19 protein-coding genes and 2 pseudogenes are annotated in these 20675 nt (G+C 70.2%); 13 read left to right on the forward strand and 8 right to left on the reverse strand.

The window, feature by feature from the left end; all coding sequences use genetic code 11:
- Positions 1-40 precede the first annotated feature (40 nt).
- The 3 genes from ABZ622_RS00430 to msrA all read left to right on the forward strand — a co-directional run bounded on the left by ABZ622_RS00430 (position 41) and on the right by msrA (position 4821).
- Positions 41-1144 carry a hypothetical protein gene (locus ABZ622_RS00430; RefSeq protein ID WP_360538808.1) on the forward strand — a complete coding sequence of 368 codons (1104 nt, stop codon included), beginning with the start codon at positions 41-43 and terminating at the stop codon, positions 1142-1144.
- A gap of 187 nt (positions 1145-1331) precedes the next feature.
- Entirely contained in the window at positions 1332-4061 is a 2730-nt protein-coding gene (locus ABZ622_RS00435) for a M48 family metallopeptidase (protein ID WP_360538811.1), read from the forward strand.
- 94 nt (positions 4062-4155) lie between these two features.
- Positions 4156-4821 (forward strand): peptide-methionine (S)-S-oxide reductase MsrA, encoded by a 666-nt coding sequence (gene msrA, locus ABZ622_RS00440; RefSeq protein ID WP_360538814.1) that lies wholly within the window; start codon positions 4156-4158, stop codon positions 4819-4821.
- Here msrA and ABZ622_RS00445 read toward each other — a convergent pair.
- Positions 4758-7136 carry a tetratricopeptide repeat protein gene (locus tag ABZ622_RS00445; protein ID WP_360538817.1) on the reverse strand — a complete coding sequence of 793 codons (2379 nt, stop codon included), beginning with the start codon at positions 7134-7136 and terminating at the stop codon, positions 4758-4760. The two genes, msrA and ABZ622_RS00445, sit on opposite strands and share 64 nt — an antisense overlap.
- Positions 7137-7369: 233 nt before the next feature.
- The gene (locus ABZ622_RS00450; RefSeq protein ID WP_360538820.1) at positions 7370-7792 is read right to left on the reverse strand and encodes a hypothetical protein; all 423 of its coding nucleotides are present in this window, start codon (positions 7790-7792) and stop codon (positions 7370-7372) included.
- 364 nt (positions 7793-8156) lie between these two features.
- On the opposite strand from ABZ622_RS00450, the pseudogene ABZ622_RS00455 reads away from it, so the two are divergent.
- Positions 8157-8252 (forward strand): annotated as a pseudogene (locus ABZ622_RS00455) (peptide-methionine (S)-S-oxide reductase); the annotation flags it as partial.
- 64 nt (positions 8253-8316) lie between these two features.
- Here the strand turns inward: ABZ622_RS00455 and ABZ622_RS00460 are convergent.
- Together ABZ622_RS00460 and ABZ622_RS00465 are read right to left on the reverse strand one after the other, a co-directional pair.
- Complete coding sequence (locus ABZ622_RS00460; RefSeq protein WP_360538823.1) at positions 8317-8523, reverse strand: DUF397 domain-containing protein; 207 nt, start codon at positions 8521-8523, stop codon at positions 8317-8319.
- A 20-nt stretch (positions 8524-8543) separates the two neighbouring features.
- Positions 8544-9404: a helix-turn-helix transcriptional regulator gene (locus ABZ622_RS00465; protein WP_360538826.1), complete on the reverse strand. Its 861-nt coding sequence runs from the start codon at positions 9402-9404 to the stop codon at positions 8544-8546.
- 360 nt (positions 9405-9764) lie between these two features.
- Between ABZ622_RS00465 and ABZ622_RS00470 the strand changes: the two genes are divergently transcribed.
- The 7 genes from ABZ622_RS00470 to ABZ622_RS00500 all read left to right on the forward strand — a co-directional run bounded on the left by ABZ622_RS00470 (position 9765) and on the right by ABZ622_RS00500 (position 15394).
- On the forward strand, positions 9765-9926 hold the full coding sequence (locus ABZ622_RS00470; RefSeq protein ID WP_360538829.1) for a hypothetical protein: 162 nt from the start codon (positions 9765-9767) through the stop codon (positions 9924-9926).
- 385 nt (positions 9927-10311) lie between these two features.
- Positions 10312-10482, forward strand: a complete 171-nt coding sequence (locus ABZ622_RS00475; RefSeq protein ID WP_360538832.1) for a hypothetical protein — start codon at positions 10312-10314, stop codon at positions 10480-10482.
- A gap of 405 nt (positions 10483-10887) precedes the next feature.
- On the forward strand, positions 10888-11631 hold the full coding sequence (locus tag ABZ622_RS00480) for an integrase (protein ID WP_360538835.1): 744 nt from the start codon (positions 10888-10890) through the stop codon (positions 11629-11631).
- Positions 11632-11827: 196 nt separating this feature from the next.
- Complete coding sequence (locus tag ABZ622_RS00485) at positions 11828-12343, forward strand: peptidase inhibitor family I36 protein (RefSeq protein ID WP_360538838.1); 516 nt, start codon at positions 11828-11830, stop codon at positions 12341-12343.
- Between the two features lie 336 nt (positions 12344-12679).
- The gene (locus ABZ622_RS00490) at positions 12680-12886 is read left to right on the forward strand and encodes a hypothetical protein (protein WP_360538841.1); all 207 of its coding nucleotides are present in this window, start codon (positions 12680-12682) and stop codon (positions 12884-12886) included.
- Positions 12873-13382, forward strand: coding sequence for a DUF6879 family protein (locus ABZ622_RS00495; protein WP_360538844.1), 510 nt, complete (start codon positions 12873-12875; stop codon positions 13380-13382). The genes ABZ622_RS00490 and ABZ622_RS00495 overlap by 14 nt, the downstream gene beginning before the upstream one ends.
- Positions 13383-13789: 407 nt before the next feature.
- Positions 13790-15394 carry a translation initiation factor IF-2 N-terminal domain-containing protein gene (locus tag ABZ622_RS00500; protein WP_360538847.1) on the forward strand — a complete coding sequence of 535 codons (1605 nt, stop codon included), beginning with the start codon at positions 13790-13792 and terminating at the stop codon, positions 15392-15394.
- Between the two features lie 93 nt (positions 15395-15487).
- Here ABZ622_RS00500 and gdhA read toward each other — a convergent pair whose 3' ends face one another.
- On the reverse strand, positions 15488-16867 hold the full coding sequence (gdhA, locus tag ABZ622_RS00505; protein ID WP_360538850.1) for an NADP-specific glutamate dehydrogenase: 1380 nt from the start codon (positions 16865-16867) through the stop codon (positions 15488-15490).
- A gap of 209 nt (positions 16868-17076) precedes the next feature.
- A complete protein-coding gene (locus ABZ622_RS00510) occupies positions 17077-17244 on the reverse strand; it encodes a hypothetical protein (protein WP_360538853.1) in 168 nt (55 codons plus the stop codon).
- A 310-nt stretch (positions 17245-17554) separates the two neighbouring features.
- On the opposite strand from ABZ622_RS00510, the gene ABZ622_RS00515 reads away from it, so the two are divergent.
- Positions 17555-19117 carry a hypothetical protein gene (locus tag ABZ622_RS00515; protein WP_360540196.1) on the forward strand — a complete coding sequence of 521 codons (1563 nt, stop codon included), beginning with the start codon at positions 17555-17557 and terminating at the stop codon, positions 19115-19117.
- 45 nt (positions 19118-19162) lie between these two features.
- On the opposite strand, the gene ABZ622_RS00520 is transcribed toward ABZ622_RS00515, so the two are convergent.
- Positions 19163-19675 carry a hypothetical protein gene (locus ABZ622_RS00520; RefSeq protein WP_360538856.1) on the reverse strand — a complete coding sequence of 171 codons (513 nt, stop codon included), beginning with the start codon at positions 19673-19675 and terminating at the stop codon, positions 19163-19165.
- Between the two features lie 85 nt (positions 19676-19760).
- Here ABZ622_RS00520 and ABZ622_RS00525 point away from each other — a divergent pair, with 85 nt between their 5' ends.
- Positions 19761-20369, forward strand: coding sequence for an RDD family protein (locus ABZ622_RS00525; RefSeq protein WP_360538859.1), 609 nt, complete (start codon positions 19761-19763; stop codon positions 20367-20369).
- 38 nt (positions 20370-20407) lie between these two features.
- On the opposite strand, the pseudogene ABZ622_RS00530 reads toward ABZ622_RS00525, so the two are convergent.
- A pseudogene (locus ABZ622_RS00530) lies at positions 20408-20638 on the reverse strand (ATP-binding cassette domain-containing protein); the annotation flags it as partial.
- Between the last annotated feature and the right edge of the window lie 37 nt (positions 20639-20675).

Consider the following 20675-nt stretch of genomic DNA (forward strand, 5'->3'; position numbering starts at 1 on the left):
CGCCCACCGGACTACCGGGCCGTCCGGTGACAATGGGGGCATGGAGATTCTCTGGTTCCTGATCGCCCTGTGCATGCTCGCGGCTGTCGTCGGCCCCTTCGTGCTGCGCCGCCGGGGCGGAATCCGGCAGGTCGCGCCGGGTTCCCCGGACGCCGCGGACCCGGACGCCTACGGCTTCGTGCGCCAGGAGGAGCTGGACATCCGGCTGCCGGGCCCGGACCAGGACCTCCTGGACGTGCTCGACGTGGTGCAGCGTTCCCAGGACTGGCGGGCGGCCTCGCAGCTGCTGGCCGGTACGCCCAAGGAGGGCGAGGTGCGGTGGCAGCGGGTGCAGGCGTTCGCCGGGGCCGCGTCGCTGGAGCTGGCGCAGCAGCCCGGGGTCGGCGGTGCGTGGCTGCGCAAGTGGCGGGCCGAGGCGCCGAAGGACGCGGGCGGCGCGGCGGTGCACGCCGAGTTCCTGGTGCAGCAGGCGTGGCGTTCGTCGACCGCGGGGACGGACGACTTCCGGATCATCCTGGAGGAGGCCCGTACGGTCTGCGGCGAGGCGGCGCTGCTGGCGCCGGGCGACCCCGTTCCGTACCTCACCGAACTGGCCGTCTCCCGCGGACTCGGCTACTCCCACGAGGAGTTCGACCGGCTCTGGGCGAAGGTGATGGACCGCGCCCCGGCCCACATGGGCGCGCACATCGCAGCGCTGCACTTCTGGTGCGAGAAGTGGCACGGTTCGCGCGAGGAGGCAGACCGCTTCGCCACCGCGGCCGCCGCCCGCGCCCCGCAGGGCTCGCTGCTGGCCGCGCTGCCGTTGTTCGCGGTGTACGAGCACCTGCCCGAGGTCAACCTCGTCCAGGGCTTCTACCGGAGCGCGGTGGTGACCAAGGCGGTCGAGGGCGCCCTGTTCGCCGTGCACGCGGCCCGCCCGGACGACCCGATGCTCGCCCACGTCCGCCATCTCCTGGTCCTCTTCCTGGTCCGGATGGAGCGCTGGTCGGAGGCGGTGGCCCAGCTCGTCCACATCGACGGCCACGTGGGCGCGCTGCCGTGGACGCAGGACCCCGACCCGGCCGCCGAGTACACGGTCTACCGCGCGCTGGCGGTGGCCGGCTACGAGGCGAACGGCGGCAGCCCGGCGACGCTGCCGCACTAGCCGTGCGGCCCGGCGCCCGGCACCCGTTCCCCGAGTGACGACCGGGGCGGCGCGGCCTGCGCGGCCCCGGCCACCGGCAGCCCCCGTTATCGCGTTGCCGCGCCCGTCCGCGGGACGACATACTCCGATTCCCCACGCGCACCACCACCACCGCTTCCCGTCCCCTTCCCGTGGGGGAATCCGTCCGATGACCCCAACTCTGCGTACTTTCCGCGCCGTTGCCCTGCTCGTCGGCTTCTACCTGCTGGGCATCCTCCTGCTCGCCGTCCTCTCCGTCGCCAACTGGGCCGTGTTCCGCTGGGCGTGGCTTCCCGTCGCCGTGATGTTCCTCGCCCGCACCTCTCTGCCGGCGCTCTCGATCACGCGCAGCATGTCCCTGCCGCGCACGCCGCACCACGACGACGTACGCGGACTGCGCGTCGACGACACCCAGCAGCCCTGCCTCTGGGCCCTGGTCCGCGATCTTGCCGACCAGGCCGGCACCCGCGCGCCCGACGACATCGTGCTCACCGCCGAGGTGAACGCCTCGGCCGTCGAGCACACCAGGCTTCTCGGCCTGGTCGCCGGTCGACGCCGACTCTTCGTCGGGATACCGCTGCTGGCCGGAATGTCCGAGGCCCAGCTGCGCTTCGTGCTCGCGTACGAGATGAGCCGCTACGCCCGTTCCGACACCCGCCTCGCCTCGGTCGTCACACGCGGCCGGGACCAGACCGCCCGTGCCGTCGCCCTCTTCCAGGAACAGGCGGAGAAGGCCGTCGCCAGGGAACGGGAACGCCAGGAGCAGAAGGCCGCGAAGGCCCGCGCCAAGGGCAGGAAGGCCAGGAAGATCGACCCGGGGCACGCCGGTGCCTCGTACCGCTTGCTGGCGGGGCGGTACCGGAGGTACGAGCGTTTCTGCACACGCGTCGCGATGTCCGACATCGGCTCCGCGAAGTCCGCGGCCGATGTCGCCGCGGCGCGGATCGCGGGCCGCGACGTGAGCGCGAGCGCGCTGCGCGAGTTCCAGGTCCTCCACCACACGCACGAGGAGTACATGGATTCGTACGCCCTGCTCGGCGTGAAGGCCGGGATGCTGCCCCTGCCCGGCCAGGTCCTCGGCGGTCTCCGGCATGTGCTGGCCGCGCGCAGGGACGTGCTGGACGAGTCGCGTGACTCCCTGCCGTCCGTAGCGGACTCCCCTTACGCGCATGAGTCGTTCACAGAACGGATCGCCCGGATCGAAGCGCTGCCCGACGACGGGCGCGGGCCGACGCCCATGGCACCGGCCCTGGGCCTGCTCGTCGACACCGAGTGCACGCTGGCCGCTGTCGAGGAGCAGGTGCTGGCACCGGAGCTGCTGCGACTGCACCGGGTCGACTGGCCGGAGCTGGTGCACGAGTCGATGAAGGTGCACGGGGAGCTGGAGACGCGGTCCATGGGGAGGGCCGTCGCCGCGGTGACCGGCGGCGACGGCTCGGTGACCGACGCGCTCGACGCGCTCGACGCGGGCGCACAGTGGCAGATCGCCGACCAGCTCTACAAGACCGCCAAGGCCCGGGAGGCGACCGGTCGCGTGGCCCGCGAGTTCGCCAGGCCCGGACTCCGCTTCGGGCTGCGGAAACTGGCCGAGGCCGAGTACGTACGGCAGGGGCGTGCCCACTGGCGGCAGCCCTGGACCGACGACGAGGCGTCGCTGAAGCTGCCACGGGACCACGCGGAGCTGCTCTCGTCGGCCCTGGACGCGGCGGTGGCGGATGCCCCGGACACGAAGCCGCTGCGCGCCCTGCTCAACCCTGACCTCCGCCCCCTTCCCCGCACCGAACCGAAGCCTTCCACAACGACACCCCGGCTGCTCCCGTCGGCCACCTCTCTGCGCGAGTCCCTCCAGGCGCGCGAGTACCTCTGGACGAAGGTACGGAAGAAGGTACGGAAGACGCCGCCGTGGACCGCCACCGAGAGCGCCCCCGGCCGACACGACAAAGGGATCCCCGACGAGGAAATCCGCGACGAGGAGATCCGCACCGCCCTCCGCTCCGGCGACTGGCGGGCGGGCGCCGCCTTCCTCCGCAAAGCGGGCCGGGACCGGCAGGAGCGTTACCGGCGCGCCGCCGTCCTCCAGGACGAGGCCGCGATCGACGACACCTGGCTGCTGGCCTGGCGCACCGAACGCCCCAAGGACGCGGATGCGGCCCTTGTGCACGCCGGCGCGTTGATCGGTGTCGCGGCGCAGGTGCACGGCACCCGTCCGACGCAGAACCCCACATGGGAGCAGTCCTCCGTCTTCCGCCAGGTGATGACCAGGGCCCGCGAGGCATGTCACGAGGCCCAGGCACTGGCGGACGACGACCCGTGCCCGTACGTCGCAGAGATCCCCTGCGCCCTCGCCCTCGGCTACGACCAGGCCGAGTGCCGTGCCCTGTGGGCGAAGATCGTCGTGCGCGGTGGGCCCCGCCTCGCGGCCCACGACACGGCGCTCCGGTACTGGTGCCACCACTGGGCCGGCTCGTACCGGCAGGCCGAGTACCTCGCACGCGAGGCGGCTCGGCGGAGCAGCCCCGGCCGGCTGCTCTCGCTGCTCCCGCTGTACGCCGCGTTCAAGGAGGAACGGAGCAGCTCGGAAACGGACCCGGACGAGTACTACAAGAGCCCGGAACTGATCGCCGCGGCCGACGCCTGCCTGGCCGACGTGGCCGCCGCCGCGGCGGCCGACCCCGAGGACCGGCGGATCGTCCGGGCCCGCCATATGCTCGCCTGGACGCTGTACTGGCAGGACCGGTACGAAGCGGCGATGGAGCAGTTCCGCGTGATCGACGGCCCCGTCGACGACAGCACCCCGTGCCGGTACCCCCCGTGGTCGTACTACAGGTATCCGAAGAGTTTCTTCGTCCGGTGCCACGACTACAGCGCCCTGAAGGTCACGGGCGTGGACCGCGACTGACCACCACCGACGCGCCGCGGGCACCGGAATCTCCGGCGCCCGCACCGCGTTGTACGAACGGTGAACCCCAGCCCAGCCCCGGAGGAGCCCCCGCATGTTCCTGCACCGCCGTACCCCGCAGCTCCCCACCCCCGAGGAGGCCCTGAAGGGCCGCCCCACCCCCGAATTCACCGTCCCCTCCCGCCACACGGTCCTCGGCAACCCGCTGCTGGGCCCGTACCCGGAGGGCCTGGAGGTCGCGGACTTCGCGCTGGGCTGTTTCTGGGGCGCCGAGCGCAAGTTCTGGCAGACGGACGGTGTCTGGACGACGCTGGCCGGCTACCAGGGCGGCTACACCGAGAACCCCGCGTACGAAGAGGTCTGCTCGGGCCTGACCGGCCACACCGAGGCCGTCCGCGTCGTCTTCGACCCCGAGACCGTCCCGTACGCCGAGCTGCTGAAGCTCTTCTGGGAGTCCCACGACCCGACCCAGGGCTTCCGCCAGGGCAACGACGTGGGCACCCAGTACCGCTCGGCGATCTACACCCACTCCCCCGAGCAGGAAGCGGCGGTGGCAGCCTCCCGCGAGGCATACCAGAAGGTCCTCACGGCCGCCGGCCACGGCGCGATCACCACGGAGATCCTCCCGGCGCAGGGCCGCACGTTCTGGCCCGCGGAGGGATATCACCAGCAGTACCTCTCGCGCAACATTAACGGCTACTGCGGGCTCGGCGGCACCGGTGTCTCCTGCCCGATCGGCGTGGCACCGGCCGAAGGGTGAGCGTCCGGCTCGTCTGATTCTTTCAGCGGAACGGCCTGCGCAAGATCCCCCGCCTCCCGGTAGGCGCTGGCGAGGTTGTTCCGGCTGCTCAGCGTGTTGGGGTGGGTGTCACCCAGCACCTGCTCGTACTGGGCAAGGGTGGCCTCAAACAGCGGAACGGCCCGCGCAAGATCCCCCGCCTCCCGGTAGACGCAGGCAAGATTGTTCCGGCTGCGCAGGGTGTCGGGGTGGGTGTCACCCAGCACCTGCTCGTACTGGGCAAGGGTGGCCTCAAACAGCGGAACGGCCCGCGCAAGATCCCCCGACTCCTGGTAGGCGCAGGCGAGGTTGTGCCGGCTGGTCAGGGTGTCGGGGTGGGTGTCACCCAGCACCTGCTCGTACTGGGCGAGGGTGGCCTCGCACAGCGGAACGGCCCGCGCAAGATCCCCCGACTCCCGGTAGACGCAGGCAAGGTTGTTCCGGCAGATCAGGGTGTTGGGGTGGGTGTCACCCAGCACCTGCTCCCACTGGGCGAGGGTGGCCTCCAACAGCGGAACGGCCCGCACACGATCCCCCGCCTCCCGGTAGGCACCGGCAAGGTTGTTCCGGCAGATCAGGGTGTTGGGGTGGGTGTCACCCAGCACCTGCACACGCTGGGCAAGGGTGGCCTCCAACAGCGGAACGGCCCGCACACGATCCCCCGACTCCTGGTAGGCACTGGCGAGGTTGTTCCGGCAGATCAGGGTGTCGGGGTGGGTGTCACCCAGCACCTGCTCGTACTGAGCAAGGGTGGCCTCAAACAGCGGAACGGCCCGCACACGATCCCCCGCCTCGTGGTAGGCGCTGGCGAGGTTGTTCCGGCTGCTCAGCGTGTCGGGGTGGGTGTCACCCAGCACCTGCACACGCTGGGCAAGGGTGGCCTCCAACAGCGGAACGGCCCGCACACGATCCCCCGTCTCCCGGTAGGCACCGGCAAGGTTGTTCCGGCAGATCAGGGTGTCGGGGTGGGTGTCACCCAGCACCTGCTCGTACTGAGCAAGGGTGGCCTCAAACAGCGGAACGGCCCGCGCAAGATCCCCCGCCTCCCGGCAGGCGCTGGCGAGGTTGTTCCGGCTGCTCAGGGTGTCGGGGTGGGTGTCACCCAGCACCTGCACACGCTGGGCGAGGGTGGCCTCCAACAGGGGAACGGCCCGCGCTTTCTGCCCAGCCTGCCGGGCTTGGTTGGCAGCGCGGTCGAAGAGGTTGATGGTGGTGTCGGTGGCACTGGCAGGTGGGAGGTTGGTGGCGAGCGCGGTGATGTGGGGCATCAGTTCCTCCCACTGCCGCATGGTAGCCAGCAAAGGGCCTCCGGACGGGGGGAGGGACGCCACGAGGGCCTGTTCGGCGGTGCTTCTGCCCATGGTGGGGTGGTCGGCATCGGGGGCGGGCGTGCGCAGCACGACTTGCAGGAGGCGGTGCACGCTGAAGGTGGGGGTGTGGCTGGAGAGCGTGATCATGTTGTAGGCGTGCAGGACGCCGAGTGCTTCGTCTACCGCGTCGTCGGCCTCGTCCGCGTCGGGGGCCAGGGGTGTCAGGAGTGCGCGGGGGATGTTGTCCGGGGCGAGCCAGGCGGCGGCGTTGAGGAGAGTCACGGCCAGCGGATCACGCTCACGGATGGCCTTGAGAGTCTGGTTCCAGACGCGGGCCACAGTGCGCTCGGGGTCGGTGCCCTCGGAGTGCTTGGACAGCATCCGTGGCAGCGCCCTCCGGTACGCGGCGATTTCCTTACCGGTCTGGTGAAGGTAGGCGCCGGCCTGCTCCAAGGCCAGCGGCAGGTATCCGAGTTCCGCGGCAAGAGCCTCAGCTTCCTCACGCTGCTCCGGCGTGGGTGTCCGCCGGTCGTACGCGATCTCGCACAAAAGGTCGGCCGACGCAGCGGGGCCGAGAAGGTCCAGCGGAAGGGTGGGGCCGATCGTGTGCCATCCGGTGGCCTTGCGGCTGGTCGCCAGATGGTGCCCGCCGGGCAGTGAACCGAGGTAGGGGCGCAGGCGCTCTGGGTGTTCGACGTTGTCGAAGACCAGCAGCCAACCCGGATGCCATTGCAACCAGGCCACCGCCCACGCCGTACGCTGTTCGATCGTGGCACCGCAAGCCCAGTGCGGGCACAACCGGGTTGCCAGCGCGGCGAGTCCGGCCTCGATCAGTTCCGGGGTCTCGGCGTTGATCCACCACACCAGGGTGTAGGCATCCCGGTATCGGACCGCGTAGTGCAGGACCAAGGTGCTCTTACCGATACCGCCCAGACCGTGAACCGCACCCGCCTGCGTCACCGCCGCGTCACCCGAACTCGTGAGCATGTCACGCAGCCGACCCAGCGCGTCCTCTCGGCCGACGAACACCTCCGAAGCCGACCCAGGAAGATTGACCGTGTTCGGCGGCGCCTTCACCTCCCTCGCCCAGTGCTCTGCCTGGGGCGGCAGATTCACGAAACGGGCGTCACCCGATACCGCGAACCCGATCGTCTGCGCGGCGATCGACCTCTCACCCGACGCATCGATAGCAAATGGATCAGGAACGGCACCCGGCACGGTCACGGCCGCAGGGTCGCGCTGTCACCGGTGATCGCCGTGGTGATGTGCTGCGCGGCGATGGACCGCTCACCCGACGCCGTCACCAAGACCGAACCCGACTGCCCAGCAGGCAACAAGGCCGCCAACTCCGTCAGAAGTTCGGCATCTTCACGCAACGCGCGCTTGATCTGCTGACGCAATGCCGCCGCAGCATCCGCGTCATCGGGCTCCTCTGCCGCATCGCGCACGGCCGCCTCCAGCTCGGCACGCCCCTGCTCACCCCGCCGACGCCAGACCACGTCCAGGAACCGTCGCCCCACGTTCGCCGTGGCATCAACAGCAGCGTCCTCAGCCCGCGCCAACACCCCGACGCCATAGGCACCCAAAGCTGCCGTCAGATACGGCCCTGCCTGATCCACCAAAGCAGCGATCTCAGCACTCATCCCCGCACTCCCCGTCTTCCTGCGACCTCAACCAGTCCAGTCTGGCTCACCAGCACCGGCTTCAAGGCGGGATGAAGAGCAAATTGCGAAGCTCACCCATCGAACCTGCGGAAACCAGCCAGCCGCCTCCAGGCACCCAGCCCCGACGCCGCCCCTCCGGCATCCCGACGGCTCACAGCGCAACCGACAGTCACTCGGCACAAGACAAGTGGCCATACAGGAGAATCCCACCCGCTTGAGCAGGTGGGATGGAGAGTGCGGCCTGCAAGGGACATCCCGACCTCCGCGATGGAGGTCGAAACATCAACACGATCCCGCCTCGATCCAGTCAGCATGGCCCAGTGCCTGTCACCGCGAGCGGCCCCACCAGCAGTACCTCGACAAGAACCCGGCGGGCTACTGCGGAATCGGTGGCACGGGGGTCTCGTGCCCGATCGGGGTGGCTCCGGCCGAGGGGTGAACGGCTGACCGCCGACCGGTCCGCGTGCGCAGCGCCCCGACCGGTCGGCGGCCGGACTCAGGGATCACACAGTGGCCGCGATGCCGCTCTCGCGCATCCCGGCCACGAAGGCAGCCCACGCCCCGGCACCGAAGATCAGCACCGGACCGCTTGCCGCCTTGCTGTCCCGCACAGGAACGGCGCCCCGCACGTCGGCAACCTCGACGCACTGGCCGTTGCCGCTGCTGTAGCTACTCGTCCGCCATGCCAACTCGGTGAGGTCGTACTGCACTTCCGAACACCTTCTCTCAGTCACTCCGACCGGCACACACTATCCAGCAGCTCAGCGCTGTCGTCCGGGCCCAGCGCCACAGCCTGCAAGTGCTCGAACATCGACTTGTACCGCCGGATCTCCGCCTCGGACTCCAGGAACAGATCTCCCGCAGGCGTATCCACGTAGACCAACTCCGGGTCTTGCGCATCCGGGAAGTCCATGTGTACGAAACTCCCGGTCATGCCAGCGTGCGCCCCTTTCTCGAAGGGGATCAACTGCAAGGTCACCTGAGGCTCATCCGCCAGCCGGGCAAGATGCTGCGCCTGCTCGCGCATCACCTCACGCCCACCGACCGTCCGGCGCACGGCGGCCTCATCCATGATCGCCCAGAGCTGGAGCGGGTTGGGCTTGGTGAGCACCGCCTGCCGCTCGATCCGCGCCTGCACCCGCTGGTCCACTTCCTTCTGGCTGGCGGTAGGCAACACGCCTTTGATCACGGCGCGTGCATAGCGTTCGGTCTGCGCCAGCCCTGGAACAAACAGCGATTCGTAATTCCGTACCGTGCGAGCCTCGGCCTCGAAGCCGATGTAAGCAGTGTATTCCTCGGGCAACTCCGAGTGATAAGGCCTCAGCCAGCCTTGGTCGTGGGAACCGCTCTGAACTGCGAGCAAGTCCGTCCGCTGCGTCTCGCTCGCCCCGTACAACTCCATCAGGGCCACCAATGTCCGCTTCTGCGGACGCGCACGCGCCTTCTCGATCCGGTACAGGGTCGCGGCATTGATACCGGTCCGTTCAGTGACCTCCTCGCGCGTCAGGTTCGCTGCTGAACGAAGACGCCCAAGCTCGGCGGCCAGCCGCCGCAGTCGGACCGTGGGTGGGTTCTGCCGCTTGTCTGACACAGTTCGCGCCTTCCTTCCTCGGTGGTACTCGCGAGTCTGATCGCTCAACTCGGTCCACCTCAACCCAACGTGAACGCCAACAAGTACTTCGCAATCCTTGCGTTCTACCAACATGCGGATGCATGCTGAACGTGCGACTACTCACCGCTTACGAATTGTGACGGTGAGGTGGCGCCTCGGGCAGCCATGCCCATACACGAGAGACCCCGGCGACGGTGGTAGCCGTCCCGGGGCATGGCCAACGCTTTGAAGGAGCGTCGACATGCGCAACCTTATCGCCCGGTTCTTCGAACCGGCGTTCCTGTTCCTGGGGTTATACCGGCGCAAGCCGCCGGTTCACTGGACAGCCTCCCGGCCGGAATGGTCCCGCGTCCCCCCGATGGCCCGTACTCCCAAGACGCGTACGACCGTTGGGAGCGCGCGGAGAACCGGCTGCGGCGAGAGCGGCGCTGCGCCCTCTGGCTGGCGCTGTACGGCATCGACGTGGGCCCTCGCGTCATCCACGGGGTGGTGGTGCGGTGACGGACTCCGAGGCGTGGGAAGGGGCGGACTTTCCGGCCCGACGCTCACCGCTCGTCTACCCACCGTGTGAGTGCGGCGAGGCCGAATGCCCGGATCGCCTCAACCGCCCCGGTCAGGACAAGGCGCGTGAGACGGAGCGCGCGACGGAGCGCGACAGCCCTGTCATACAGACTCTTCGGGCTCGCGTCCGCGAAGAGAACCGCTGGCGGCGCAAGTTCGGGAGGCTGGGGTGAGCACCCGAGAGAGCGACTCGCCCGCCGCGTCTACGGCGAAGCACCATCGTGACCGCCCGTCCGAAGTGCCACGTCCACCACAGGTGTTCACGTCATGGCGGCAGTTGAGACCTGGCCAGGTGGTGTTCGACCGGGTCAAGGAGATGCCCTGCATGGTGATCCAGGCCGGGGGCGCCTGCGCCATCGTCGTACGGCCGGGCGGCCAGCCGTGGGAAGTACTACTGCGACGGCTCTCGCCCGGCACCGACTACCACTGCCGACAGCTCGATGCCCTGGCAAGCCACGTCGCCTACCAGCGACGCGGTGAAGAACGCCCGCGCTGAATCGGGCCTGCTGGCCGGAGAGTTCAGCCCCTGCCCCGCCCGCCGCGTGCTGCAACGCGGCGAGCGGGGCCACCACCTCAAGCTTCCAGAAGACAGGCTTCGCCCCGGAAGGCGTACGGCGTCAAGCACTGCTGCACGCCGACGGCCGCCACGACACGCATCTGCACGCCCGGATCCACGAAGCCTGACCAGGCGTCCGGTCTCGACAGCAGCCGACCACACTCCGGACACATCGGAGGATCGTTACGGGACAAGCCTCAGCCTTCGGGTGGCAGACCGGGCGCCGTAGCCCCGGACCCGACCCCGGCCACTGAGTCGTCGGGATCAGCCGTCCGATCGCTACCCGCGATCCGGACGGCTGCCGGGTGACGCGTGGCCCTGCCGCCGGGAGGGCAGGATCGGGGCATGCGGGTGACGATGACGAGCGCCGCGGCGCGGACCGGCCGCACGAACGAGGACTTCACCGGCGCCCTGCCGACGGCAGCGGTGCTGGTCGACGGTGCTGGCATCCCCGGCACCGCGGCGGTCTGCCGGCATGGCGTGGCCTGGTACGCCAACCGTCTGGGAGGCAGCCTCCTCGGCCTCCTGCCCCTCGCACGGGACCGCGGCCTCCCGGAGCTGCTGGCCGAGGCCATCGAGCGGGTGACGGACATTCACCGGGACACCTGCGACGTGGCCGCCACGATCAGCCCGTCGGCGGCCGTGGCCGTCCTGCGCCTGTCCGACGGCCTCGTCGAGTATCTGGTGCTCGGTGATTCGACCCTGGTGCTCGACCGGGCGGACGGCGCGCCGCTTGTCGTCTCCGATCCCCGGGAAGGGGTCATCAGCCGCCCCTACGCGTCCGCGCTCGAAGCCACGGCCGAGGGGAGCGACGCGTACCACCGCATCCTCCGGGAGCTACGGGCCAACCGGAACCAGCCGGGCGGCTTCTGGGTGGCCAAGGACGACCCCCGGGCGGCCGACGAAGCGATCACCGGGAGCTGTACGGTCTCCGAGCTGACCGGTGCCACTCTGCTCAGCAACGGGGCCGGCCGCATCGTGGACCGGTTCCGGCTCGCGACTGGCCGACGGTCATCGCCCTCCTGGCATCGAGCGGACCCGCCGACGTCATTCGCCGCGTCCGGCAGGCGGAGGCCCGCCACGCGGTGACGCCGGACGACGCGACGATCGCGCACTGTACCGACCTCGGCGGGAGCTGACACCCCGCACCGCTCCTCTCCGCCAGCCGGGTACGACTGACGCGTCAACACGACAACTTACCGTCACATATTGAACACTTTACGTAACTTTCCCTCCGAGGAGTGGACCCGCCCACCGCGGAGTCCACGGCTTCCCGTCGCCCCCGGTGCCGGTAGAGGACGCCCGGGCCCGGACCATTCGTTCCCTGCGCGCCCGGCACCGCCGGGCGATCAGCCCCTTGGAGAAGAAGATGACGACCCGCTTCCGGCGCGCCTGCGGTCTGGCCCGCTTGGCCGCCTCGGCAGCCACCACCCTGACCATCGTGCTGCTCCCCGGCACCGCCAACGCCGCCGTCGGCCCATTGCCGCCCGGCGTGATCAAGCTCCAGGACAGCGAGCCGTGCCCGCCCGCCACCCTGTGCCTGTACCGCGACTACAACAATCGCGGCCCGGCCTACGGCATCGGCGCCGGATACCACGTCGACCTGCGCGACCTGCCCATGAGCGGCGGCGTCCACGGCCCCACCGCGGCCAACGAGGTCTCCTCGTGGGTGAACAACACCCACGCCATCGCCGTTCTCATCGACATCGACACGGAGACGGCCCGCCCGCTGTTCCCGTTCCAGTCCCTCCAGGAGCCCCCGCAGACGAACGACACGGTCGACGTCGTCCGCTGGGCGTAACACCGGCCGCACCGTCGGCGGGACCGCACCCGAGCGGCCCGTCGACACACAGCCCCGGTGCCGTGGCCGCCCCTGCGCCCAGGGGCGGCCACGGCCGTGTACGGACTCCGCGACGCACCGACGCACAACACCGGGCGCCGATCAGCGACGCCGGATCGCTACGAGTTCGGCGAAGAAACGTAACACCGCCGCACGTTGGGCGGGAGCGCCGCTCGGCCCGACGATGAAGAACCGCCAGGCGCTTTCCCGTTCTGGAAAGGATCAGTGCTTGACCCCGCTGCGACCGCCCCGGGAGCGTCGGCTGACGGGGAGCACCCGCCGACGTCAGGGGCAACAGTGCTGCGAAAACTGACAGGCAGTCCGGACTGCAAGAACGGCACAGGCCCGCCCCTGTGGGCAACTGAGGACGAGCAGAACCACATCGTGCAGGGCTACGTCGTCGCCGATCCGGAGCGGCTCGCGCAGCTCGCCCTGCCAGAAGGAGAAACAGCCGTCATGATCCTGGCCGCCATGCTGGAGGAGCACTTCGATGCTCGACGGTGAGGCCTTCGGGCAGCTCTTCGGAACGTTCGAGCGGACCGCCTTCCGGCTGGAGACCCTGGCCGTGTACGACGTGGAGGAAGAGGCCGAGGAGATGGCGCGCTTCCTGGCTGGTGAGCCCATGGGGCCGGAGTGGGACGACAACCCGTGGGTCCGTTCGATGACCGACAGGGGCAAGCAGGTCTCCCGCGTACACGTACTGGCGTCCCCGCTGACCGACTATCTGCGTTACGAACTGGCCGCCTACCCCGGCAACGTCACGGCCGGCGAGACCATCGGCATCCTGGACAAGGCCGGGCAGGACGTGACCGGCCTGCCCGATCACGACTTCTGGTTGTTCGACGACCGGGACGTCTACCGGATGCACCACACGCCCGAAGGCGCCTTCACCGGCGCCGAATTGCTCCCCGCCCACAGACTTGCCGAGTATCGGGGCTACCGGGACCACGCCCTCGCCGCAGCGGTGCCGTTCGCGGATTACTGGGAGCGGCACCACTGACCGCTGGCTCGATCGGAAAAGCCCTGCGGGCGCTGCGCGACGCATCCGACTCACGGGTGACGCGGTGACCCCCACGTACGCCTCTGCCTCTTGGTTCGCACTGCGCAGAAGGAGTGGCCGACGCGCGCCGCGTCGGGCGCCGCACGCCCCTTCCGTTCCAGGGAACCTCGGCCCGCTTCCCGTCGGTTCGGGATGCTCATGGCGGGGCCTCCAGCGAGTGAGGCGTCGCGAGTCGTTCTCGGAAGACGTGAAGGAGCGGCATGCACAGACGAGTTCGTCGGTCCGGCGGTCCCGCTTCATCCTCCGCTCGTGGCCTCGAGAGGCGGGCGACGGAGAACACCCGAATAGGGGAAGATACTCACCAGGGGCACGGAACTGGCAGGCCACCCTCGGTGAGGAGCGATCGCATGGCACGGGTCCGGGTGTACGAGCTCGCCAAGGAGTTCGGGGTCGAGAGCAAGGTCGTCATGACCAAGCTCCAGCAGATGGGGGTGTCCGTCCGCTCCGCTTCCTCGACGATCGAGGCCCAGCACGTGCGCACGCTGATCGACGGCCTCTCCGCACCCGGACAGGCAAGGGGTTCCGCACGGATCGAACCGCGATCGGTTCAGCCTGCTTCCCTCAAGTCCACGGTCCGCCCGGCGCCGAGGGCCGACATCCCTTCCGCGGTGATTCCCAGAGGTTCGAAGACGCGCGTCTACGAGCTGGCCAAGGAGCTCAAAATGGAGAGCAAGGTCGTCATGGCCAAGCTCCGGGAGATGGGTGAATTCGTCCACTCCGCTTCTTCGACCCTTGAACCCTCTGTCGAGTCCAGGCTTCGGGACGCCCTCGCCCAGCCTGTCTCTCCCCACCGGAATGCCGGCCCCAACGCATGGCCCAGCCCGCGCGGTGCGTCGGCTTCCCTCAACGCCCCCGCAGAACCTCCCGCGGTGCTGCGGCCCCGGAGCGGTGCGCCTGTCCCCAGCCCGTCGGACGTTTTCGCCACGAGGGCGGGCGCGCGCGCCACAAGCCCGCGAGAAGTGGCGCATCAGGAGAGTGTGCGCACCCGCACCGAAAGCAAGAAGAGCTACCCACCGAGCTGGGTCACGGAGTCACAGATCAAACCGCTCCGGCATTTCGACCCGATGTCCATCGGCACGTACAGCGTGCTGGGACGGCTCGGTCGCGGCGGAATGGGCCAGGTCTACCTCGGCCGGTCCCGCGCCGGGCGACTCGCCGCGATCAAGGTGATCAAGGAAGAATTCGCTGGCGACCGGGAGTTCCGCAGACGCTTCGTACGCGAGGTCTCCGCGGCGAAGAGCGTGAGCGGGGTCTACACCGCTGCCGTCATCGCCGAGGACGCGGAAGCGGAAATGCCATGGCTGGCAACCGCCTACGTCTCGGCGCCTTCACTCGAGCATCTCGTCACCACGTGCGGGCCATTGCCCGTGAAGGCGGCGAGGTGGCTGGCAGCCGGAGTCATCGAGGCGCTCGAGTCCATCCACGATGCCGGGATCATCCATCGTGATCTAAAGCCCTCGAACATTCTCGTGGCCCTGGATGGTCCGAGAGTCATCGACTTCGGGCTTGCGCAGGCAGTTGCGTCGAGCCGGATGACCGCCTCACACGCCACTCTCGGAACCCCCGCCTACATGTCTCCGGAACAAGTACAGGACAGCCGTCGGGTATCCACGGCCAGCGATGTGTACTCGCTCGGGTCGATCCTTGTGTACGCCACTACTGGTCACACCCCGTACCCCGGTGAGAGCCCGTGGATGATCTTTCGACAGCTGCTGGACGCGACTCCCGACCTCTCGGGACTGCCCCATGAACTCGAGGGCGTCGTGAGGTCGTGCATGCGACCGGACCCCGCGCGGCGTCCCTCGCTCGGTGAGCTCCTCGCCGAACTGACCCAGCACCTTCGGCCGGAGCACCTGGGCACCTACAGCACTTCGACGCTGCTGCCCGAGATGGCCTATCGCTTTCTCAAGTTCTACGACGCCAGACAGTACGAGGGAAGTTTCCTTCTCTAAACGGCGCGGCCGAGAACCGGCGGCGGCGCAGTGGCCCGGCCACCCCCTCGCGCCGAGAGGACGGCCGGCCACAGTCACATCAGAGGGGCCGGATCAGATCAGGCCCTGGGCCAGCATCGCGTCCGCGACCAGTTCGAAGCCGGCGATGTTGGCGCCGACCACGTAGTTGCCGGGGCTGCCGTAACGCTCCGCGGTGGTGTAGCAGGAGTCGTGGATGTGGCGCATGATCTCCGCGAGGCGCTCCTCGGTGTGGGAGAAGGTCCAGGAGTCGCGCGAGGCGTTCTGCTGCATCTCCAGGGCGCTGGTGGCCACGCCGCCCGCGTTGGCCGCCTTGCCGGGGGCGAAGGCCACGCCCGCCTCCTGGAGGACCCGTACGGCCTCCGGGGTGGTGGGCATGTTGGCGCCCTCGGCCACCGCCTTCACGCCGTTGCGCACCAGGGCGACCGCGTCGGCCTCGTGGAGCTCGTTCTGGGTGGCGCAGGGCAGGGCGACGTCGCAGGGGACGTTCCAGACGCCGGTGCCGGAGACGTACTTGACGTGCTCGCCGCGGCGTTCCGCGTACTCGGAGACACGGCCCCGGCCGGCCTCCTTGATCTCCTTGAGGAGAGCGAGGTCGATGCCCTTCTCGTCCACGACGTAGCCGGTGGAGTCGGAGCAGGTCACCACGGTCGCACCGAGCTGCTGGGCCTTCTCGATCGCGTAGATCGCGACATTGCCCGAGCCGGAGACGACGATGCGCTGGCCGTCGAGGGATTCGCCCCGGCTGCGCAGCATCTCGGCGGTGAACATGACACAGCCGTAGCCGGTCGCCTCGGTGCGCGCCTGGGCGCCGCCCCATCCGAGGCCCTTTCCGGTGAGGACTCCGGACTCGTAGCGGTTGGTGATCCGCTTGTACTGGCCGAACAGGTAGCCGATCTCTCGGCCGCCGACGCCGATGTCACCGGCGGGGACGTCGGTGTACTCACCGAGGTGGCGGTGGAGTTCGGTCATGAACGACTGGCAGAACCGCATGATCTCGGCGTCCGAGCGGCCCTTGGGGTCGAAGTCCGCGCCGCCCTTGCCGCCGCCGATGGGCATGCCGGTGAGCGCGTTCTTGAAGATCTGCTCGAAGCCGAGGAACTTCACGATGCCGAGGTTGACCGAGGGGTGGAAGCGCAGCCCGCCCTTGTACGGTCCGAGGGAGCTGGAGAACTCGACGCGGAAGCCGCGGTTGACGTGGATGTCGCCGGAGTCGTCCGACCACGGCACCCGGAAGATGAGCTGGCGCTCCGGCTCGCAGACGCGCTCGATGATCCGGGCGTCCACGAACTCCGGCCGCTTCGCGAGGACCGGGCCGAGGGTCTCCAGGACCTCCCGTACCGCCTGGTGGAATTCCTTCTCGCCCTGGTTGCGCCGGAGGATCTCGGCGTACAGCGGCTCGATGAGACTGTTCCCGGTGGCGTGCGGGGTGACGGAGTCAGGGGTGGCCTGCATCTGATCAAGACCTTCCGTGGGTAGGCAACGCGCGCGAAGGTGCCCTCGTCCCGAGGGGCACCAGCGGTCCCCCTCCCCATTGAGGTCGTCGCCCAGACATCGCACGCTCTGCGGCTCACGGAAGCGACGTACAGAACCGTTGTGGCACACCCATTCTCCCAGTCGCTCCGCAGGTTCCGTCAACGGGACCCGCGCAAGGAGGACGGCCGCTACGCGCGCGCCTCGCGGCGCAGCATCCACAACCCCGTTCCGGAGGCGATGACGACCAGCCCCGAGACCACGCTCAGCACGATGTGCAGAGCGTTGTTCTCCATCAGGTTGAGCGAGACGTTCGCGGCGATCGCAGCGCAGAGCACGAACCAGAGCAGTGCCTTCATGGGGTTCCTCCGTGTGGGCGGCCGGGCGGGTGATGTCCTGCGGCCGGGTGATGTCTCCATTCTGCCGAGGGGAGGCGGTCACCACGATGGGCCGGTCCCCCGGTTCCATGGTGTAGCCGGCTACACCACGCGGCCGGGTGCGCCGAGGTCCCGGCCCGGTCCGGACGGCCCCACTAGGGTTTGCCGGGTGGCGATCACCGAGGGCACCGGGCCGCGCGAGAAGGAACGCGACCGGGAGGCCGGGCGGGAGGCCGTACAGGCGGACGGGCGGGCCTCCGCCGGTGCGGCCGGGGGCCCGGCGCGGTGGTGGGTGCCCGGGATCGCGGTGCTCGTCGTGGTGCCGCTGTACGTCCTGTGGGCGCTGGTGCTGGCGACCGGCGGCGGTGATCTGGCGGCGCAGCTCGCCTGGGCCGGCTTCGCCTCCCGGCACCCGGGGTCCGCGTACAACCTCTCCTGGTACGGAGGGACGCACACCGCCAACTACAGCCTGCTGACACCGCCGCTCATGGCGGTGTCCGGGGTGCGGACGGTGACCGTGGCCGCCGGGCTCTGCGGGTCGTGGGCGCTGGGGCGGCTCTGTGTGCGGAGCGGGGTGCGGTGGCCGGCCGCGGTCGCGGTGCTGGGTTCGCTGACGCTCTGGTGCAATGTCGCGTCCGGGCGCACCACGTTCGCGCTGGGCGTCGCGATCGGGCTGGGCGCGCTGCTGTACGTACGGCGCCGGGCGGGCGTCGCGGCGGGCTGCGCGGCGCTGGCGACGGCGGCGAGCCCGGTGGCCGGGCTGTTCCTGGTGGTGGCGGGCTCGGCGTACGGACTGGACCGCCAAGGGCGGCGGGCGGCCGGGCTCGTCGTACCGCCGGTCGTGGTGGTGGCCGCGACGACGCTGGCGTTCCCGTTCACCGGTGAACAGCCCATGGCGGCGGGCAAGTTGTGGATGCCGCTGGCGGCGTGCGCGGCGCTGTGCCTCGCGGCGCCGCGCGAGGGCGGCTGGCGGGTGGTCCGGTTCGCGGGCGCGGTGTACGCGGTCGGCGTCGTCCTGACCTTCCTGGTCGCCTCGCCGATCGGGACGAACGTGGAGCGGCTGGTGGGGGTGGCCGGTCCGCCCGTCCTGCTGGCGGCGCTGGCGGCCGTCGTGACGAAGGGCCTTCGCTGGGCGCGGGGCGGGGCACCGGTGCGGGCGCGGGCCCTGCTGCTCGCCGGGATGCTGGTGTACAACACGGGCTGGCTGATCGACAAGACCGACGACGATCTGCGGGTCTCGACCTCCGTGCCCGCCTGGGCGGAGCACACCGACGGGGTGGTCGCCGAGCTGCACCGGCTCGGCGCCGGGCGGACCCGGGTCGAGGTCGTACCGGCCCGCAACCACCGTGAGGCGAGCGTGCTCGCCCCGTACGTGAACATGGCGCGCGGCTGGAACCGGCAGCTCGACGTGGAGCGCGGTCGGCTGTTCTACGAGGGGCGGCCGGCCCCGGCGGCGTACCGGGCCTGGCTGGACCGGTGGGGCGTGGGCCTGGTCGTGCTGCACAGCGGCAGGCCGGACGGGCCGGCCGAGGCGGAGGCGGAGATCGTCCGGCGCGGCGCCGACTGGCTGGAGCCGGTGTGGCGGGACGCCGGGTGGCGGATCTACCGGGTGCGCGGGGCCGTGCCGCTGGTCTCCGCGCCGGGCTCCGTCGTACGCGGGGACGACGCCTCCCTGGTGGTACGGATGCCCGTCGCCGGTTCGGTGCCGGTGCGGATCGCCCACTCGCCGTGGCTGCGGGCGGACGGCGGCGGGTGCCTGCGGCAGGACGGCGAGTGGACCCGGCTGACGGTGCGGCGTGCCGGGGAGTACCGGCTGGATTCGCACTACCGGCCGTGGCCGTTCGGGTCCTGCTGAGGGCGCCGTACCGAGCGGACGGAGCGGCCCCCACGGGCCGCCCGGTCAGTCCGCGATGCCGAGGTCCTGGCGCATCAGCTGCCGCATCGTGTCGAGGCAGGGGTCGGCCGCCTTCAGGTCCTCCAGGGCCTGCCCCACGTTCTCGCCGTCGCGGGGCACGCCCCGGTCCAGGCGCTTGACGACGGCGTCACCGGCGGCGAGCACCCGGTTGAGGTCGCGGGACGCCTGAAGTATCCGCTCGGGGACGATCATCTGCGCCTCGGCGTAGCGGTCGCGGTGGTCCAGGCGGGCCTCTTCGAGCTGGTTGCGTTCCTGCTCGGTGTAGACGTCGTCGCGGATGCGGTGCAGGGCGTCCTTGAGGAGGGTGTGGAACTGCCGGGAGGCCCGGTTCATGGCCGTGTACTGGGCGCGCCGCTCCTCGAACTTCCGCCGCTCGTCCGCCAGTCGGGTCTCCTCGGCGCGCTGGCGCACGCCCAGTCGCTGTACGAACACCGGGGCGAGGAGGGTGCCGAGCACCCCGACCACTGCGGTGATCATGGCGGTGATGGCGGCGGTCATGACCGCGAGACTAATGCGGTCCGGCAGAACGGCGTACTCGCGGTTCCCGGGCGCACGGTGACGGCTCATCAGACATGATGCCGTCATGACAATTTCACGGGGGACGGGACGTACCCGGAACCTCCCCGGAGCGCCTCTGCCGACGCCCCGCCCGGCCCTCCCGCCCGCACCCGGGTACCGGGCGGCCCCGCACGCGGCTCGGGTACCGCCGCGTGCGGGCGACATGCGCCGCTATCTCGCCGTCGGCCTCGACTGCTACCTCTGCCTGGTCACCGTCGGCTTACTGGCCCGGCCGTACGTGGACACGGCCGAGGTCACCGAGGCGGCCGGCCTGCTGTTCGGCCCGGCGCTCGCGTTCTCGTTCCTCAACCATGTGGTGCTCACCGCGCTCACCGGGGCCGGCGCGGGCAAGCTGATCATGGGGATACGGGTGGTCAGACTGCCCGACGCCGGGCGCCCGGGGCCCTGGCCTCTGCTGCTGCGCTGGCTGTACGGGCTCTGCTGGCTGCCGCTGCAACCCTGGTACGGGCTGCGCTCGCTCCTCTCGGGCCCCGGTGTCCTGCCCCGCACCTCCCTCTGGAACGGCGGGAACGGTGAGCTGCACGCCGATCCACTGGGCCTGCGCCAGGTCCGTCACAGCGACCTCACCGCCCACCGGACCGCCGTCGCGGCCACCGCCCCCACCCACCACTGAGGCCGGCCCACGCCCGCCCCGCGGCCCGGACCACCTCCCCGGGCGATCGCCACCCGCTGTTGCCGGCCCCCGGACATCTCGCCGGGCAGATGTCCGAGCCGTTCGCCGAGCCCTACGGAGTCCAGCGCCTCGGCGGCCCGGCTGCGCCGCTCGGCCGCCTTGCCGCCCAGCGGTACGAGCGCGGTCTCCACGTTCTCCTGGGCGGTGAGCGTCGGGATGAGGTTGAAGCTCTGGAAGACGAAGCCGATGTTCTGGCAACGCCGGAGGCGGCGGCACCGCGGATCCGAGGGGATCCGGGTGCCGCCG

The organism is Streptomyces sp. NPDC007164 (assembly GCF_040634135.1).
GTDB lineage: Bacteria > Actinomycetota > Actinomycetes > Streptomycetales > Streptomycetaceae > Streptomyces > Streptomyces sanglieri.